The following is a 17,439-nucleotide window of genomic DNA, read 5'->3' as shown; positions in this document are numbered from 1 at the left end:
CCCCGCCTCGAAATTTTAGCGAGGTTAAAGGAGTGGTGCTTATTGGACACTAAATAGGCACGAGTCAATGGGTAGGCTGGTAAGGCAACAGTGCACTGCCCCTAACATGATTAAGTTGTGATATAAGCAAATATGGCTGAAAAACGTAATATCTTTTTAGTTGGCCCAATGGGTGCTGGCAAAAGTACCATCGGTAGACATCTGGCAGACGAACTTCACTTAGACTTTTTTGACTCTGATCAGGAAATAGAGCGCCGCACAGGAGCTGATATCGCCTGGATCTTTGATCTGGAAGGGGAAGATGGTTTCCGTAAACGCGAAGAGCAAGTCATTAATGACCTGACCGATAAACAGGGAATTGTGCTTGCAACAGGTGGTGGCTCGATTGTAACTAAGGCTGTACGTAATCGTCTATCTGCACGAGGTATCGTGGTTTATTTGCAAACAACGATCGACAAGCAAGTGGCTCGTACACAACGCGATAAACGCCGTCCTTTACTGCAAAATGAAGACCCGGAAAAAGTACTTAGAGAGCTTGCTGAAATGCGCAATCCTCTTTACGAAGAAGTTGCTGACTATGTTGTTGACACAGACGACCAATCTGCAAGAGCAGTGGCAAGTCAAATAATCAGTAAAATCGGTTTATAAATCCATCAATCAACAGGAGTAGCTGCGCCCATGTCAACCTTAACCGTGGATCTTGGAGACCGTAGCTACCCTATTGATATCGAACCTGGCTTGCTGTCGCAAGCTGGCCTTTTCAAGCCCTATATCAAGGGGCCGCTTGCGGTTATAGTCACAAACGAAACCGTTGCTCCACTTTACCTAGAAACAGCCATTGCGGCTTGTGGTAACGTTCACGTTGAGTCAATCATCCTACCTGATGGCGAACAGTACAAAAATCTTGAACAATTTGAAGTTGTAATGACGCGATTGTTGGAGCTAAACGCTGCACGAGATACAACACTCATTGCTTTGGGTGGAGGCGTCATTGGAGACCTAACAGGATTTGTCGCATCAACATATCAACGCGGTGTACCATTCATTCAGGTGCCTACCACACTACTATCTCAAGTGGACTCATCTGTAGGTGGAAAAACGGCTGTAAACCACCCGCTTGGCAAGAATATGATAGGCGCTTTCTATCAGCCTGTGTATGTGGCAATAGATACCAAGTCGCTCTCTTCGCTTCCTTCTCGCGAATTCGCTGCTGGGATGGCAGAAGTCATCAAATATGGCGTTATTTATGACGAGACGTTTTTCACATGGCTTGAACGAAACGTAACCGCATTGAAGTCTTTAGATGAGCACGTTCTGTCTCAAACAATCTTTCGATGCTGTGAAATTAAAGCCGAAGTAGTAGCGAAGGATGAACGTGAAGGCGGTTTGCGCGCAATTCTAAATCTCGGTCATACATTTGGCCATGCCATTGAAGCCGAGCAGGGATATGGCAATTGGCTACATGGTGAAGCTGTTGCAGCTGGTACTATAATTGCTTGTAAAGTAGCAGAAGCACTAGCGTGGCAATCAGCGTCGGAAACCCGTCGTGTTACTCAGCTATGTGAAGCATTTGACTTACCTATCGAAGGGCCATCTTCGATGAGCAAAGACGATTATGTTAAGCATATGAAGCGAGACAAAAAGGTGGAAGCAGGCAGTATTCGCTTTGTTATTCCACAGGGTATTGGAAGCGCTGTCGTTACTAAAGAAGTAACTGACGACATACTGACGCACATACTCTCCTGAGTTTTTTACCCGCTTAATGCTTCATCTGTAGAGCAAAATCAACAGAAAATAGATGATGACCGTTAGCCAATTCAACCGGTAGGCTAATTTTATCTTCTCTGAGGCTGGTAAATAGGGCGGCTATAGTGCGCAACGAACTGCATGAACGTTTAGAATATCTGGTAAATTATTCTTCTCAACTGATTTTTGTCAGTGGAGATTCAATAGCTGAACAACAAAAAACACTCGAAGCGTTCGTTTTTCAGCAGCATGATGACACCGAAATTGCCTATGTAGCAGCGCAAGATGAGATGGATCTGTCAGACTACCGTCGCCAGCTTTGCAGACAGTTGCTCGGACAAGTGGTCGGAAGCTTCGTTCGTCCTTTAAACGAACTGCTCAGTGAACTGAACAACCACAACGGGCCAATTCTTATTGCTATAACACAAGCGCACAACTTGCCAGATATCATCCTGCAGGAACTATGGGATCTTGTTCTTCAAAGTCGGTTCGCGGGAAATAAACAGCACCTCAATGTTTTGCTTTTTGCTAACACCGCTTGGGCCGAAAACGCCAAGCAGTGGCTACCGGCCAAAAATACAGAAACCCCACTTATTATAAGCAGTCAGTCTGTAATGAATGCTGCGCCAGTCATCCAGTCCGACTTAGATAAAATGATCGCGTCTCGCCGAGAAGCATTTCAAGCACATCTTGATAAAAGAAAGCTAAACAGTGGGACTTCATCAAGAAACTTACTAAAAAGCAGATCGTTGTATGTCTTGGTAGCACTCGTTTTTATCTCTACCTTTGCTGGTCTTATTTACTGGCAATATGGCGATAGGCTATCGCCTTTATTCCAACCTTTAGAGGTAACCAACGCAACGCCTTCTGAAGATTTGCTGGTTCCGGGCTCTGCCTATGAAAGCGTGGCTAATGACACTGAGGGTTTGCCGGAAAATCAGTCACGACAACGCTCGCTACTCAGCAACATAGAAATTGTCCAAGATTATAAGGAACCGTCTACATCAATAGTTCAGTCTGACGACACCAGCATCGCAGTGCAAGACGAATCGACACAGAATAATACATCAGGTGCATTAGTGACGGACTGGCAATCAGCTATATCTGCTTTACCAGCTAACAACGTAAATAGCGAAACTCAACCTATAGCGCAAAAGCCACTTTTAGATTCAGAGGTTAACTCTTTAGCTCAGAGCAATACCGAAAAAACAAATAACGTTGATACGTTTGACAGCGAAAATGAAAGCGTCCCGCCGCCTTCTACTGAACAAAATTGGATTAATGCGCAAGAGTTTACAATTCAATTAATCGCCATGAAAAATAAAGCGGTACTCACCCAATACTTGAATGACCATAACTTAACGCTTTCAACGCGTATATATGAAACTGAGCGCTATGGTGGGCAATGGTATGTCGTTGTGTACAATCAGACCTTCAAAAGTAGCGCTGACGCACGAGCTGCGATTAAATCTTTACCAGACTTTCCTGGCAAAAGTGCCGTATTCATTAAGAGTGGCAAACAAATTATCGCAGAACTAAGTAGGCTTGAAAGCTAAAAGGCCCTAAGCGTGGTTTAGTAATTTAAAGAAGCTGAGCGGAACAAAGAGCATAGTAAAAATCAATACGCTCAAGACACAATACGCGTAAATAGTGAGTCTCTCTGTACAATTTTATTATCTAACTTCACTTGTTGGTTGTTCAGCTTACCGATGAAAGTTACAATCTACGTTTAGTGTGGTGACGCTTTGAATTGTATCGTTAACTTCAAGGTACCCCTTCCCCAGCAGTGCCTAGAATGGCGACGTTAGGAGTAACCACCGTCTTCATTCCCAGTAGGTAGTAACGTTTAAGCATGATGCAAAAGAAAAACCGGGCATTTTTGAAGTGGGCCGGTGGCAAATACAGCTTGGTTGAACATATTCAAGCCAGATTACCTCAGGCCAACAAACTTATTGAGCCTTTCGTTGGTGCAGGTTCTGTTTTTTTAAACACACAGTATAAACGCTATCTGTTAAACGATATTAATCCTGATCTTATAAATCTATATAACTTCTTGAAAGCTCAACCAGATGCATTGATTAATGACGCAAGAGCGTTTTTTTGTGCTGAACGGAATCAAGAAGCGATGTATTACGCACTGCGGGAAGAATTCAACCAAACAAAAGATGAGTATTACAGGGCGATTCTATTTTTATATTTAAATCGTCATGGCTACAACGGGCTTTGCAGATATAGCCTGCAAGGACGATTTAATGTACCGTTCGGACGATATAAAAAGCCATATTTCCCTGAAAATGAGATGTTTATTTTTTCTGAAAAGTCACAGAAGGCGACCTTTACATGCCTGCCCTTTGAGCAAGTCTTTACTAGAGCTCGACGTGGTAACGTGATTTATTGTGATCCCCCATACGCGCCCATTAGCAAAACAGCAGCATTTACCAGCTATGCCTCGAAGAGCTTTGGTCAAGACTCTCAGGAGCGGCTCGCTGAGTTAGCCGCGATTACTTCAAAAAAACGTGGCATACCTGTGCTTATATCTAACCACGATTTACCACTTACCCGAACACTTTATAAGGGTGCGGATTTTAGTATGCTTTCAGTAAAGCGCTCTATCAGCCAAAACGGCGCTAAAAGACAACCTGCATCAGAGATATTGGCTTATTTCCCTCCAGCTAAGGTACTGCCAAAAAAACGAAAGCGCACGCGCAATACACTACAGTTTACGTCCGTTGTTCCTTCGTCTAACCAGCAGCCGTAACGTACCACTTCACAAAAGAAAACAGCAAAATTACAAACGTGGCAACTAAAATCACTCCGATAACCGCAAAACTGATGAAACTTCCCTTGGTAAAGTCTCGCTCATAATTTTTATGGCTTTGCACGCCAAAAAGACTAGCAATTACGCTGCGCAATACTGACCAAAAGCCCGTGCCGGGTTGCATTGCGTACCCTAAGCGTCGTTAGGCGATGTGCCGAAATCCCTGTTGCCCTCGTCATTGTGGAGCAACTCGAGTAAATCTAAGAAATGGAATTGAAAAGAAGAGGATTTACCGGCAAACCATGAAAACCAACTCACTTCGGTGACGCCGTCATGATAACGAGCGCATTGGTTTTGAATGTGGCTAGCTGGTAATTTTGGATTAAACTCAGCAACCGGCTGGAATTCACAAACTGACGAACGAGATTCAGAGTGTGATGATATGGCGAAACTACCTGTTATTACCGCAACAATAACGGCTAAAAGTGGAATCACTTTCATCTTGAATGCCCTTTTCTCGTTTAATTTTTAACCTTATTATAAACAAAACATCTTACCAGACAAGAAAATTGTTTCAGCGCTTGTCACAAGTGATATTTATTTAACATATATTGTTGTAAATAAAGAAAAAAGGCCAACTTTCCTCCACGAAGTAAACGCGTCAGAAACGGATGGCCTTTTCGTCATTAAATCATGAGATGGCGATTAAACGTCTCATAATTTAAATCGTTATTTCAATAACTTAAAGCTCAAAATCTACTGAATAAGCCACTGTAAATTTAATTGCGTCATTGTCAAACGCGTCGTCATCTCCCGCGTCGTCTAGGTCGGTGCCCGTGATTGCGAAACTAAAGCCATCTTTAGCAATTGAGATACCGTAGTCAACATAACCTTCTACACCGTTAAATGCTTCAGCAAAGTCGCCTTCGTGATAGCCAACATGTAGACCAAGTTCGGTACCGTTTAGCACTTCAAAGCTATAATCTAGTGACGTGTAAGATGCTTGGGCAAAACCAAAGTCCTGTTCGTCGCCTTCATCGGCCTCGGTATGAGCTAGTAAATAAACCGTTAAACTTAAACCGCCCATACCTACTGAACCGTATACTTCTGCAAAATCGAAGTTTGCTGCATCATCGTAGTTGTAGTAAAGGTAACCGAAGTCATAAGAGATGCCGTCCGCCTCTCCAGCAAAGCCGAAGTACATATCATGCTCGTATGAGTAAGGGTCACCTGCGCCATAGTTTACGTTTGATGCCCAAGTACCTGCATAAAAACCACTCTCGTGTGAATAATCGATACCACCTTGTACTGCTGCTTCGTTTTCTGTCTGTGTCAAACCACGCCAAATGTAGTTGCTAGTAGCACTCGCGTTGGCACTAAACGAACCTTCTGCATAAGTTGGCATAGCAGTCAGCAAACACGCTGAAGATATAGCAGCGGCAAGTAAAGTTCTTTTTGTAGATGTTTTCATGTGTGTTCTCCAGTCAAAATTCAAACTTGTTATAATTCGTTTTTCTGTCTGTTTTTATTTTTGAGCTAGACAACGCAAAGATGATGCCCATATATGGTTCAGTAAAAAATATGCAGAAATTAAAATTAAAATACTGAAAAATAAAGGCTTTAATTTTATAAAGCCCACAACCACACAAATTTATAATCAGTTTTTTAGCATAAAAATGCACCATGTTGACGCGCACTCACCATTATGGGGCAAGGAAAAAGAGGGTTGTAGAGTTAAGAGCCTGTTGATTGTCCCTTTGCATAGTAAACATTCTCATATTTGGGTAAACTTTCGCACTCTTCGTGCATTGCCCTTGTGTAGCAATGCTAAATACCATTTGAGGAATTTGAAATGAAACCGTTTCTGATAGCACCATCAATACTGTCTGCAGACTTTGCACGTTTAGGTGAAGATGTCGAAAACGTGTTAAAAGCAGGTGCCGACATTGTTCATTTTGACGTAATGGATAACCATTATGTTCCTAACCTTACTTTCGGTCCCATGATATGTGAGGCACTGCGGAACTACGGCGTAAAAGCGCCCATTGATGTTCACTTAATGGTAAAACCGGTAGACGACCTTATTGAAAAGTTCGCAAAGGCAGGCGCGAGTTTCATCAGCTTTCACCCAGAAGCATCTGAACACATCGATCGCTCTTTACAATTGATTATCGATTCCGGCTGCAAGCCAGGCTTAGTTTTTAACCCAGCCACACCGCTTCACTATCTTGACCATGTAATGGACAAGCTACATCACATACTTATTATGTCGGTAAATCCAGGGTTTGGAGGCCAAGCTTTTATTCCTTCGACACTCGACAAAGTCAGAGCAGTTAAACAACGCGTTGCTGAAAGTGGCTTTGATATTAGGATAGAAATTGACGGTGGCGTTAAAGTGGATAATATTCGCGATATCGCGCAGGCAGGCGCAGATATGTTTGTCGCTGGGTCTGCGATATTCTCTAAAGACGATTACGCTGAAGTGATTCAACAAATGCGCGCTGAATTAGCATCAATTTCTCAAGCATAATCGATATTTTTTTTAAAATTGAATTACAGGTAAATCAAAATGAGTAACAAACCCGTTGTATTAAGTGGCTGTCAGCCTTCTGGACAACTTACCCTTGGCAACTATATGGGTGCGCTTAAACAGTGGGTTTCCATGCAGGAAGATCATGACTGTTTATATATGATTGTAGATTTGCACGCGATTACGGTGCGACAAGATCCAACCGCATTAGCCGAAGCGTGCTTAGATGGACTCGCGCTTTATCTCGCGTGTGGTATCGACCCGCAAAAAAGTACACTATTTCTTCAATCTCACGTTCCTGAGCATGCGCAATTGTCGTGGGTACTCAACTGTTACGCACAAATGGGCGAACTCAACAGGATGACCCAGTTTAAAGACAAGTCAGCTAAGAACGAAAACAATATCAATGTTGGCTTGTATAGTTATCCTGTTTTACAAGCAGCGGACATTTTGTTGTATCAGGCCGATAAAGTACCTGTTGGTGAAGACCAAAAGCAACACCTAGAACTTACGCGTGATATCGCTACACGAGTAAATAACCTATACGGCGATGTTTTTCGCTTACCCGAACCTTATATTCCTGACTTTGGCGCGCGCATCATGAGCCTCCAAGAGCCCGAGAAAAAAATGTCAAAATCTGATGTAAATCCAAACAACTTTATTGGATTACTGGAAGATCCTAAAAAGCTAGCGAAAAAGATTAAGCGTGCAGTAACTGACTCCGATGAGCAGGCAAACATCTATTATAACCCAGCAGAGAAACCAGGCGTGTCTAACCTGCTTACACTTCTCTCCTTATCTACCGGAAAATCTGTGAAAGAGCTCGAGCCTGAGTACGTTGACAAGATGTACGGTCATCTCAAAGGAGATGTTGCCGATGCCGTTGTAGCGCTATTGGAGCCAATACAACAGCGTTATGCTGAGTTTAGAAACGACCGCGCTTATCTTGATCAAGTAATGCGTCAAGGCGCAGAGAAAGCCTCTGCGCGCGCAGCGCAAACGCTGGCAAAAGCTTATCGTGCCGTTGGTTTTATTCCAAAACCTTAAGTAGATATATTTACCCGAAACGCTCAAAGATAGGGAACCGAGGAACCAAGTTGCTGTGCTGCTGTTAATTGATAACTATGATTCATTCACTCACAATCTTGCTCGGTACTTTACGGAACTTGAGGTTAACGTTGAGGTTGTTAGAAATAATGCCATTGATTTAGCTACTATCGAAAGCTTGTCGCCAACACATTTGGTCATATCACCAGGCCCGTGCACACCAGACCAAGCAGGTATAAGCCTTGCTGCAATCCGTCATTTTGCAGGTAAGCTACCTATTCTTGGGGTGTGTTTGGGACATCAAGCAATAGGACAGGTTTTTGGCGCGCAAGTAGTAAACGCACAAGAAATCAAGCACGGAAAAGTTTCACGAATTCAGCATCTCAACACAGGGCTATTTCGTGAACTGCCTACCACTTTTAACGTCACGCGATACCATTCTCTTGTACTAGAGCCTGATTCCCTTCCCGACACACTTGCGGTTGATGCTTGGTGCACAACAGAACAGGGCGTGCGAGAAATTATGGCTATATCTCACAAAAAGTACCCGATTTGGGGCGTTCAATATCATCCTGAATCGTTGCTCACTGAGTATGGTCACGACGTGCTGGAATCGTTTTTACACGGCGTTAGTAGATAATATGGAAAGACGTTATCGTGCGTTCAAGGAATGCAGCAACCGGCCGATAGATTTTTAGAATCAAGATCGGCACACGCGCCACTCCGTTTTATCCACGGGGTGCTTTACAACTTATAGTGCTAATCGCTAACGCCAAAAAGAGCGCTAGCGGACTTGAAAGTGTTACAACTTCAGATTAAAAAAGGCACGCAATGCTAAGCTATAAGGTTAACAGCAGCACTGATTTACGCAGGAGCAAACTCAATATGACAATGGGTGTATCTACACCGCCAACATTCGATGATCGATTTGAGAATCTTCTTATCTCGCCAGATCGCGTACTCGCTATGTTGGGAAAGCGTCGGGCTGGCCAGATTAGCTTCGAGCAATCAGAGCAAGGCGATGCTCGACGCACGCTTTTGCATGTAGAAAAAGTAGCGATAGAAAACAAACGTTTACAGCAAAAAAGCGAAGCATCCTATTTAGAAACGGTGAATCACCAACTACACGAAATTTTAATGGGTGAACTCGTAGAGCATTTAGGTGATACCCCAGAAATTTTCTCTGATGTTCTCAACTTGAACGAAAACATCGGTACACTATTAGATGCGCTTTCAGTTAAGGCGTGCTCGGTGTCTAAACTTGAACCTATTGTCGCATCTCTACCGTGGCTTTACGATGAGCTTATCGCAATAGTTAATAGCCCTGCATTTCGTCGCAAAGACTCTCGAGGGAGGATTATCGTTGTCGAAACACTACGCACTGCACTAAGTTTTTTAGGTGTTGAGAACATGCGTATGCTTATTCCCTCTATCATTGTTAAGCGTTCAATACCACAAGTTACCGATCCATACCCATTGATAAAACAAAAACTGCTTCCCTATTCAACAGGTGTTGCGGTAACAGCAAAACATCTTGCTACCTTAAATGGCCTCAATAAAAATGAAGCTTTTACCTTAGCTCTATTAAGCAATCTAGGCAGATGCGTGGTAACCCGCCTTTACTTCAAGCTTTTCGATAAAATCCAGCTTCATTTACTTAAAGAATGCCAAAAAGATGGAGAGCAAAAGCGACATGAAGCTTTGCTGAAAATAACGCCATCGGCTAATCATCTTATTGCGTTACAGCAAGAATTTGCCGATTCAATCACTGCAGACCTTTTTGAACATATGCAGCTAAAGCGACTTCGTATCGCGCTGTCCATGCGCACTTGTGCCGATAAAATACCCGCAAAAATAGGCACACTTTGTAAGCTTTTGCATCAAGCAAGAACCTATACTCAGGTTCGTATGCTCCACCAGCAAAAGCTTGTCGAAATCATAGACGTTAAACCTATTTTAGCTGAGCAGAAATACCCCACGGGCGCTCTAGAAAGGCTTAAAACCATTGATATTTTTAACCTGCCCCTCGTAAAAAACGACGCAGAACGTTAAATTTTTATTGGATAATCATGCAAGTCGTAGAGCCTAAACAGCGGGTGAAGTGACTTGCATTTCGCACCTGTAGAGCGTGTTAAAAAAACTAACAATAGCACTTGAGCGCTCACATTTTGCTTAATTTATGGTTTATCGCAAAACGTTATAGCTCAGCGTTTAATAGTTATTCACTTTTCCTGCAAATTAAGCCACAGTCCTTATAAATAAAGGGCTTCAGCCTTTCTCACACAAGACAAATGTTAAATAAAATGGCATAATACGTGTCACATACGATTAGTTTTTACGCGCCAATGTCGCTGTAGCAAACACGTTTTTTGCTAGGTCTAGCGGAACAGAAATTATGACACAATTGGTGTCTGGCGCCCCAACGCAGAGGTAACAAAGATGAACGTAACTCGCGCTACATTTGATGATGTAATGGTTCCGAACTATAACCCAGCGGGAATGGTACCTGTTCGAGGTGAAGGTTCTCGCGTTTGGGACCAAGACGGTGCTGAGTACATCGATTTTGCAGGCGGTATTGCAGTAAATGTGCTGGGTCATTGCCATCCAGAACTTGTGAAAGCTCTTAATGAGCAAGGCAGTAAGTTGTGGCATTTGAGTAATGTTTTTACAAATGAGCCAGCCCTTCGCTTAGCTAAAAAATTAGCCGATGCGACATTTGCAGACAAGGTGTATTTCGCAAACTCAGGGGCAGAAGCAAACGAAGCAGCTTTGAAGCTTGCGCGTCGTTGGGCACTGGACAAGCATGGCGAAGACAAGAACCAAATTATAGCCTTTAATAAAGGTTTTCACGGGCGTACGTTTTTCACCGTTACAGTCGGTGGTCAAGCCGCTTATTCTGACGGTTTCGGGCCGAAACCAGGCGCCGTGTCGCACTGTGATTACAATGACCTTGCGGCATTTGAAGCAATGATATCTGACAAAACGTGTGCGGTAATGATGGAACCGCTTCAAGGTGAAGGCGGGATCATTCCACCTGATGCAGATTTTGTAAAAGGTGTTCGTGAACTGTGCGATAAACATAACGCGCTTTTAATTTTTGATGAAGTGCAATCAGGTGTTGGACGCACGGGGCACCTATACGCATACATGGGCTTAGGTGTTACTCCTGACATCCTTACCACAGCGAAGTCACTCGGAGGCGGCTTTCCAATTGGTGCAATGCTAACAACTACTGAAATCGCGGCGCACTTAAAAGCGGGAACGCACGGTAGTACTTACGGCGGAAACCCGCTCGCGTGTGCGGTGGCTGAGAAAGCACTTGATATTGTGAATCAGCCAGAAGTTATGGAAGGTGTCCTTAAGAAGGAAGCGCTTTTCCGTGAATTACTAGGTGCGATTAACGAAAAGTACAACGTTTTTGACGAGGTTCGCGGTCAAGGCATGCTGCTTGGTTGCGCACTTAACGAGAAATACCAGGGTCGCGCTCGCGACTTTATGATGGCGGCAACTAACGAGCATCTTATGTGCTTAGTAGCCGGCATGAATGTAATTCGTTTTGCACCGTCGCTGGTTATTCCTGATGAAGATATCAGAGAAGGTCTGGCCCGTTTTGAACGTGCCGTTGCTGCCGTTGTAAACGCCGAATAACTACACAACGAGTAGCCTCACATGAATATCATTCGCCCTATCACAAAAGCCGATTATAGTGCGTTAAAAGAAATAGCAGTCGAATCGGGCATTGGCTTCACGTCATTGCCCGTCAATGACGAGCTACTGCAACGTAAAATTGATCGAGCTGAAGCTGCATTCAACAAAACGAATGTTACCGAACCTGGCGATGAGTCGTACTTATTTGTTATGGAAGACACTACTACTGGCGCAGTGGTAGGGACTACAGGAATAGAAGCTGCGGTCGGAATTGACGACGCTTTTTACCATTATCACCTTAGCAAGGTGGTTCACGCCTCTCGTGAACTGAATATTCACAATACTGTGGATATTTTGACTTTTTGCAACGACTACACGGGTGTTACTGAAATCTGCACTCTTTTTCTTCGTGAGCAAGCACGGGGCGGCATCAACGGTCGCTTTCTCTCGAAAGTGCGCTTTCTTTTCATGATGGAACATCGTGAGCGGTTTTCTGAAACGGTTATAGCTGAAATGCGTGGCGTTAGTGATGAAGAAGGGCGTTCTCCTTTCTGGGAGTGGTTGGAAACACACTTTTTCTCGATGGACTTCCCAACTGCGGACTATTTAACAGGAATTGGTAATAAAGTATTTATTGCCGAACTGATGCCTAAATACCCTATTTATGTAAATTTATTGAGTAAAGAAGCTCAGGCAGTAATCGGTGAAGTACACGATAAAACTCGTCCTGCTTTGCAGTTGTTAGAAGAGGAAGGGTTTTCATGTCGCGGATATGTAGACATTTTTGACGCTGGCCCGACAGTTGAAGCTAATTTGAGCCACATTCGCACCGCGCAAGCAAGCTTAAAACTGCCTGTAGTAATTGACGACAGCGCTGCATCACTAGGCCAGACGCATTATATCATCAACACATCAATTTCAGATTTTCGTGCAGTAGCGACGGAAATGACGGTAAGCGAAGAACAAAACGTTGCCGTGTTGTCGCGACAAGCGGCAGCAGCACTTAATGTAAAAGAAGGTGAGCAAGTACGCTTCTCACCCGTTACTTTTAGAGACTAATTAAGGACACCCACTATGCTACATACACATTTTATAAACGGTGAATGGGTTGCCGGACAGGGGCATGCTCTTAAGTCAATTGACCCTGCAAAGAATGAAATTATATGGGAAGGTAAATCTGCGACGGGCGCGCAAATTGATGTTGCTGTTGATGCAGCTCGCAAAGCGCTTACCTCATGGAGTATGAAAAGCGTGGAAGAGCGCCTTGATATCATTAAGGTTTACGGCGTTAAATTAGAAGAAACAAAAGAACACCTTGCCAAGGTAATGGCCAAAGAAACCGGAAAGCCAGAATGGGAAACAGCCACAGAGGTTGGCGCCATGATGGGTAAAATTGGCATCTCGGAAAAGGCGTATTTTGAACGTACAGGTAACGTTGAAAACCCAATGCCAGTTGGTAAGGCCTTTATTCGTCATAAGCCTCATGGTGTGGTCGCAGTATTTGGACCTTATAATTTTCCTGGTCACTTACCGAATGGACACATCGTTCCGGCACTTATCGCAGGTAACACTGTTGTTTTCAAGCCCAGCGATTTAACCCCAATGGTTGCTCAAGAAATGGTAAAACTATGGGAAGCTGCAGGCCTACCAAAAGGTGTTTTAAATCTTGTTCAGGGCGAAGTTGAAACAGGTAAAGCGTTAGCATCACATGCTGACATCGATGGGCTTTTCTTTACCGGTAGCTCGCGGACAGGCAAAATTTTGCATGAGCAATTTGCAGGACACCCTGGCAAGATCCTAGCACTTGAAATGGGCGGTAATAACCCGTTGATAGTAAAAGATGTTGCCGACGTAGATGCTGCTGTTCACGACATTGTGCAGTCTGCGTTTATTACCTCAGGGCAACGCTGCACCTGTGCGCGACGTTTGTTTTTACCTAACGACCAAAAAGGCGACGCCATACTTGCGCGACTTATTGAAGTCACTAGAAATATCAGCGTAGGAGATTATGACGCTGAAGCCCAGCCATTTATGGGTGCAATGATTTCTAGCAACGCAGCAGCACTTATGGTTAAAGCGCAACAAGAGCTTGAAAATCTTGGTGGTAAGGTGCTGGTCCGTCTTGAGCAAAAAGACAAGAATAAAGGGTTCGCGACACCAGGTATCATTGATGTTACCGACATGCTGTCTTCATTACCCGATGAGGAACACTTTGGCCCACTGCTCAAGGTTATTCGCTATACCGATTTTGACGCGGCCATCGATGAAGCAAACAACACTAGCTTCGGCTTGTCTGCGGGATTGTTAGGAGACAACGAAGAAGACTATCGCTATTTCTTCGCGCGTATCCGTGCAGGTATCGTTAACTGGAACCGTCCAATTACGGGAGCTAGCAGTGCAGCGCCATTTGGCGGCGTTGGTGATAGCGGTAACCATCGTGCAAGTGCATTCTACGCAGCAGACTATTGTGCATACCCTGTAGCATCAGTTGAGCTAGATAAAGTCACAATGCCTGGGAAGTTGAGTCCCGGCTTAATTATGTAATACGTGTATGGCCAGTGGAACTCGTTCTACTGGCCATTTCGATAGCCCACCAAAAACTAACTCCTTCAGGGAGTCGACGACAGAAAGGATCCTACTATTATGCACAGCAACATAGACACGTTGTTCAGCAACATGTGGGACGATTACGTGACTATTACACCTTCTGCGCACAAAATTCATGCGTTATTAGCAGGTGAAGAAAACACGAACGATATCGTCAATGACCATGTAGCATTCAGAACGTTCGCACTTGATAAAACTCGCCTCAACAAACTTGCTGCCCATTTTCTAGCACTAGGCTACGAAGAGAAGGGTGACTATGACTTTGAGGCAAAGAAGCTTACAGCCAAACACTTTGAACACCCAGACGACACTAAGCCGAAGGTATTTATAAGCGAATTACGTGTAAACGAGTTGTCGACGACGGCTCAAACGATCATTAAAAAAATGGTCGAGCAAATGCCGGCTGAAGTTGTCGAAGCCGACAATTTCCTTTATTCAGGCAAGCACTGGAACGTAACTAAAGCAGAGTACGACACCTTGCTTAACGAATCCGAGTACGCTGCTTGGATGGCTGCATGGGGGTTTCGCGCGAACCATTTTACGGTAAGTGTCAATCACCTCACCCGAACCAATGAACTTGAAGACGTTAACGCACTTCTAAAAGAAGCGGGTTTTGTGTTAAACACATCAGGTGGTGAAATTAAAGGTGGCGCAGATGTATTTTTAGCGCAATCTGCAACAATGGCAGACCGTGCAGACGTGGCATTCGCCGATGAAACGGTATCTATACCTAGTTGCTTTTATGAATTTGCGCAGCGCTACAATATGCCAAATGGTAAACGCTACCAAGGTTTTGTAGCTGCCTCGGCAGACAAAATATTTGAAAGCACCAACGTTAAATAATCAGTATTTTCTTCCATTTAGAATGAGCCCGAGCGTATTGACCTCGGGCTTTTTAATGCACAATGAATGAAGCGGCTTATAACCGCCCTCACAGGTCATCACCTAGCGATTGGGCTCACTCGTATGGCGAGCTATAAATTGGTCATAAGGCATAGGTTTGTCGAAGTAAAAACCCTGCATCAATTGAACATCTGCCTGCTCCATGAATGGTAGGTAAGACTCAAACTCTACGCCTTCAACAACAATATCTATTTCGAGGCTTCGTAACATGGCGATTAAACCATTGAAAAGTGAATTTGCCTTGCTGTCCTGGTGGATCCCCTGTACCAAGCTTTTATCTACCTTAACTACTTCAAATTGAAAACTACGCAGATAGCTCAGTGAAGAAAAACCGCTCCCGAAATCATCTAGCGACAGCTTGAAGCCACTCTCTCTTAATGCAGTCAGTGCTCTAAGCGCTGCTTTTTCATCGCGTATGAAAACAGACTCAGTAAGTTCTAGTTCAATGTATTCGGGCGACACGTGGTTGTTTAAACAAATAGCGAGTGCCTGTTCTGGGAAGTGTGGGTCGAGCATTTGGTTTGCGCTGATATTGACCGATAGTGGGATAGCTTCACCTTGATGTGATTCCATTATTGAAATGTAGTCACAGGCCGACTCTAGGGCCTGCAGTCCAATAGTGCTATCGAGCTTGTATTCTTCAGCAATGGGAATAAATACCGCGGGTGAAACAACGCCATGGAGGCCTGAAATCCACCGACAAAGTACTTCACCCCCTTTCAATTCACCGTTAAGGTCGTATTTTCCTTGGATGTAAAAGTCAAGCAAATGGTTTTCAACGGTCCGCCGCAAGTCATTAACCATGCTGACTTGCTGCGTCATACTCTCATATAAGCCTGGCTCGTAAAGATATGTCTGGCCTTTCCCCAGCTCTTTTGCACGGTACATAGCGGCATCAGCACATTGAATGACACTCTCAATGTCGTTACTATGTTCGGGGTATATTGCAACGCCAATACTTGCAGAAAGGCGCAACTCACTTCCTTTTACATAAACGGCGTCTTCTTCTATCAACGAAATAAGTCTATCCGATTTATCTAAAACCTCGTCGCTGCTCTGGTTTGGCAAAATCGCGATAAATTCATCGCCCCCCCATCGACCAACATTGCCTATGGAACCAAAAATACCGGTTAGTAAAGCAGCTGCGCGCTGAAGTTCAATATCGCCGCGCTCATGCCCCGCGTTATCGTTAATTGCTTTAAATCCATCAAGATCAACAAACACTACTATAAATGGCTTATTTTCATTGACATAGCTGCTGATTATTTCTCGCAGTGCATTCCTGTTTGACAAACCCGTAAGGCTATCGTGAAGTGCTAGCTGACGCAGCTTGGCTTCGCTGCGCTTTCTGTCGCTGATGTCACGCATAGTTGCGATTAAATAAGTAGATGTCTGATGCTGACTTTCGAACAGCGCGACAGATATATCAACAGACTTAATATCGCCAGATTGTGTTTTAACCTTGTCCTCAACGCGTAGCTGCTTATTTTCCAACAACAGCTTTTTATCAACGCCTTCGCCATCAAAAATATGGTTAAAATCTCGCCCTATACATTGCTCTTTAATTCTGCACTCGATGAGCGTTAGAAACGCATCGTTGCACTCTGTAATTTCGAAGTCGGGGGAAAGTACTAACATGGGTTCACGGGAACTGGCAAACGCTGATGCCATTAGGTGAAAAGACTGCTCAGCTTTGCGCTGTCGAGTGATATCTTTGGTTGTACCAACGATATTGAGTGCTTCTCCAGCTTTACCACGCGTTAACACCCGACCTCTAAGGCGTATCCATTGGTAGCCATCATCGAGTTTTATACGAAACGAAAATTCAATACGATCGCGGTTACCATGAAGTGCCATGCTCCAGTGAAACTGAAGTCCGTCAAGGTCATCCTCATGAACACGCTCCATCAACTTAATAATAGTACTTTTCCAAGTTGAAACACTCTCAGAATGGAGTGAAAACGAACGGATTTCAATAATATCGGTATTGGCGTGCCAGTTCCAAAACGACTCTTGAGACGCCCACAGAGCAAGCTCAAGATCTTTTTGTGCGCTTTGCGTAGTTTTGAGTTGCGCATACAAACTAGCTGATTTCTCAGTAAGCAGCTTTTCAGCGCTTTCACGCGCATTTCGCTCTCGCTTTAAACGCCTTTCTAGTATTGCGATTTTTTTACTATGTTCGCTCAACTGCTCTGCCATC

The 17,439-nt window shown here is 44.0% G+C and carries 16 protein-coding genes; 12 read left to right on the top strand and 4 right to left on the bottom strand.

All coding sequences use genetic code 11. The features are described from left to right. Window positions 1-132 precede the first annotated feature (132 nt). From aroK to BK026_RS16470, 4 genes are all read left to right on the top strand, one after another. The gene (gene aroK, locus BK026_RS16485; RefSeq protein ID WP_071816814.1) at window positions 133-648 is read left to right on the top strand and encodes a shikimate kinase AroK; all 516 of its coding nucleotides are present in this window, start codon (window positions 133-135) and stop codon (window positions 646-648) included. 30 nt (window positions 649-678) lie between these two features. After that, complete coding sequence (gene aroB / locus BK026_RS16480; protein WP_071816813.1) at window positions 679-1,746, top strand: 3-dehydroquinate synthase; 1,068 nt, start codon at window positions 679-681, stop codon at window positions 1,744-1,746. Between the two features lie 125 nt (window positions 1,747-1,871). Beyond that, complete coding sequence (locus tag BK026_RS16475) at window positions 1,872-3,302, top strand: SPOR domain-containing protein (protein ID WP_071816812.1); 1,431 nt, start codon at window positions 1,872-1,874, stop codon at window positions 3,300-3,302. A gap of 296 nt (window positions 3,303-3,598) precedes the next feature. Continuing rightward, complete coding sequence (locus BK026_RS16470) at window positions 3,599-4,504, top strand: Dam family site-specific DNA-(adenine-N6)-methyltransferase (protein ID WP_071816811.1); 906 nt, start codon at window positions 3,599-3,601, stop codon at window positions 4,502-4,504. Here BK026_RS16470 and BK026_RS16465 read toward each other — a convergent pair. The 3 genes from BK026_RS16465 to BK026_RS16455 all read right to left on the bottom strand — a co-directional run bounded on the left by BK026_RS16465 (window position 4,488) and on the right by BK026_RS16455 (window position 5,975). After that, window positions 4,488-4,688 carry a DUF2970 domain-containing protein gene (locus BK026_RS16465; RefSeq protein WP_071816810.1) on the bottom strand — a complete coding sequence of 67 codons (201 nt, stop codon included), beginning with the start codon at window positions 4,686-4,688 and terminating at the stop codon, window positions 4,488-4,490. The genes BK026_RS16470 and BK026_RS16465 overlap by 17 nt on opposite strands. 8 nt (window positions 4,689-4,696) lie before the next feature. Beyond that, on the bottom strand, window positions 4,697-5,005 hold the full coding sequence (locus BK026_RS16460) for a hypothetical protein (RefSeq protein ID WP_071816809.1): 309 nt from the start codon (window positions 5,003-5,005) through the stop codon (window positions 4,697-4,699). Window positions 5,006-5,246: 241 nt separating this feature from the next. Next, entirely contained in the window at window positions 5,247-5,975 is a 729-nt protein-coding gene (locus BK026_RS16455) for a TorF family putative porin (RefSeq protein WP_071817730.1), read from the bottom strand. A 381-nt stretch (window positions 5,976-6,356) separates the two neighbouring features. Between BK026_RS16455 and rpe the strand changes: the two genes are divergently transcribed. From rpe to BK026_RS16410, 8 genes are all read left to right on the top strand, one after another. Next, a complete protein-coding gene (rpe, locus tag BK026_RS16445) occupies window positions 6,357-7,034 on the top strand; it encodes a ribulose-phosphate 3-epimerase (protein ID WP_071816807.1) in 678 nt (225 codons plus the stop codon). A gap of 39 nt (window positions 7,035-7,073) precedes the next feature. Beyond that, entirely contained in the window at window positions 7,074-8,081 is a 1,008-nt protein-coding gene (trpS, locus tag BK026_RS16440; RefSeq protein ID WP_071816806.1) for a tryptophan--tRNA ligase, read from the top strand. Window positions 8,082-8,136: 55 nt separating this feature from the next. Beyond that, window positions 8,137-8,721 carry an aminodeoxychorismate/anthranilate synthase component II gene (locus tag BK026_RS16435; RefSeq protein ID WP_071816805.1) on the top strand — a complete coding sequence of 195 codons (585 nt, stop codon included), beginning with the start codon at window positions 8,137-8,139 and terminating at the stop codon, window positions 8,719-8,721. A 245-nt stretch (window positions 8,722-8,966) separates the two neighbouring features. Further along, on the top strand, window positions 8,967-10,133 hold the full coding sequence (locus BK026_RS16430; protein ID WP_071817729.1) for an HDOD domain-containing protein: 1,167 nt from the start codon (window positions 8,967-8,969) through the stop codon (window positions 10,131-10,133). Window positions 10,134-10,520: 387 nt separating this feature from the next. Continuing rightward, window positions 10,521-11,729, top strand: a complete 1,209-nt coding sequence (locus tag BK026_RS16425; RefSeq protein WP_071816804.1) for an aspartate aminotransferase family protein — start codon at window positions 10,521-10,523, stop codon at window positions 11,727-11,729. Window positions 11,730-11,750: 21 nt separating this feature from the next. Next, window positions 11,751-12,788, top strand: coding sequence for an arginine N-succinyltransferase (astA, locus tag BK026_RS16420; protein WP_071816803.1), 1,038 nt, complete (start codon window positions 11,751-11,753; stop codon window positions 12,786-12,788). A 15-nt stretch (window positions 12,789-12,803) separates the two neighbouring features. After that, a complete protein-coding gene (gene astD / locus BK026_RS16415; RefSeq protein WP_071816802.1) occupies window positions 12,804-14,273 on the top strand; it encodes a succinylglutamate-semialdehyde dehydrogenase in 1,470 nt (489 codons plus the stop codon). Between the two features lie 99 nt (window positions 14,274-14,372). Next, window positions 14,373-15,179, top strand: a complete 807-nt coding sequence (locus BK026_RS16410) for a DUF1338 domain-containing protein (protein ID WP_071816801.1) — start codon at window positions 14,373-14,375, stop codon at window positions 15,177-15,179. 102 nt (window positions 15,180-15,281) lie between these two features. Here the strand turns inward: BK026_RS16410 and BK026_RS16405 are convergent, their stop codons facing one another. Beyond that, window positions 15,282-17,438, bottom strand: coding sequence for a bifunctional diguanylate cyclase/phosphodiesterase (locus tag BK026_RS16405; protein WP_071816800.1), 2,157 nt, complete (start codon window positions 17,436-17,438; stop codon window positions 15,282-15,284). Between the last annotated feature and the right edge of the window lies 1 nt (window position 17,439).

The sequence above is a fragment of the Alteromonas sp. V450 genome, assembly GCF_001885075.1.
In the GTDB taxonomy this organism is placed as follows: Bacteria; Pseudomonadota; Gammaproteobacteria; order Enterobacterales; family Alteromonadaceae; genus Alteromonas.
Note: the sequence above shows the minus strand (reverse complement) of the source record. Positions and strands in the feature narration are given on the sequence as shown.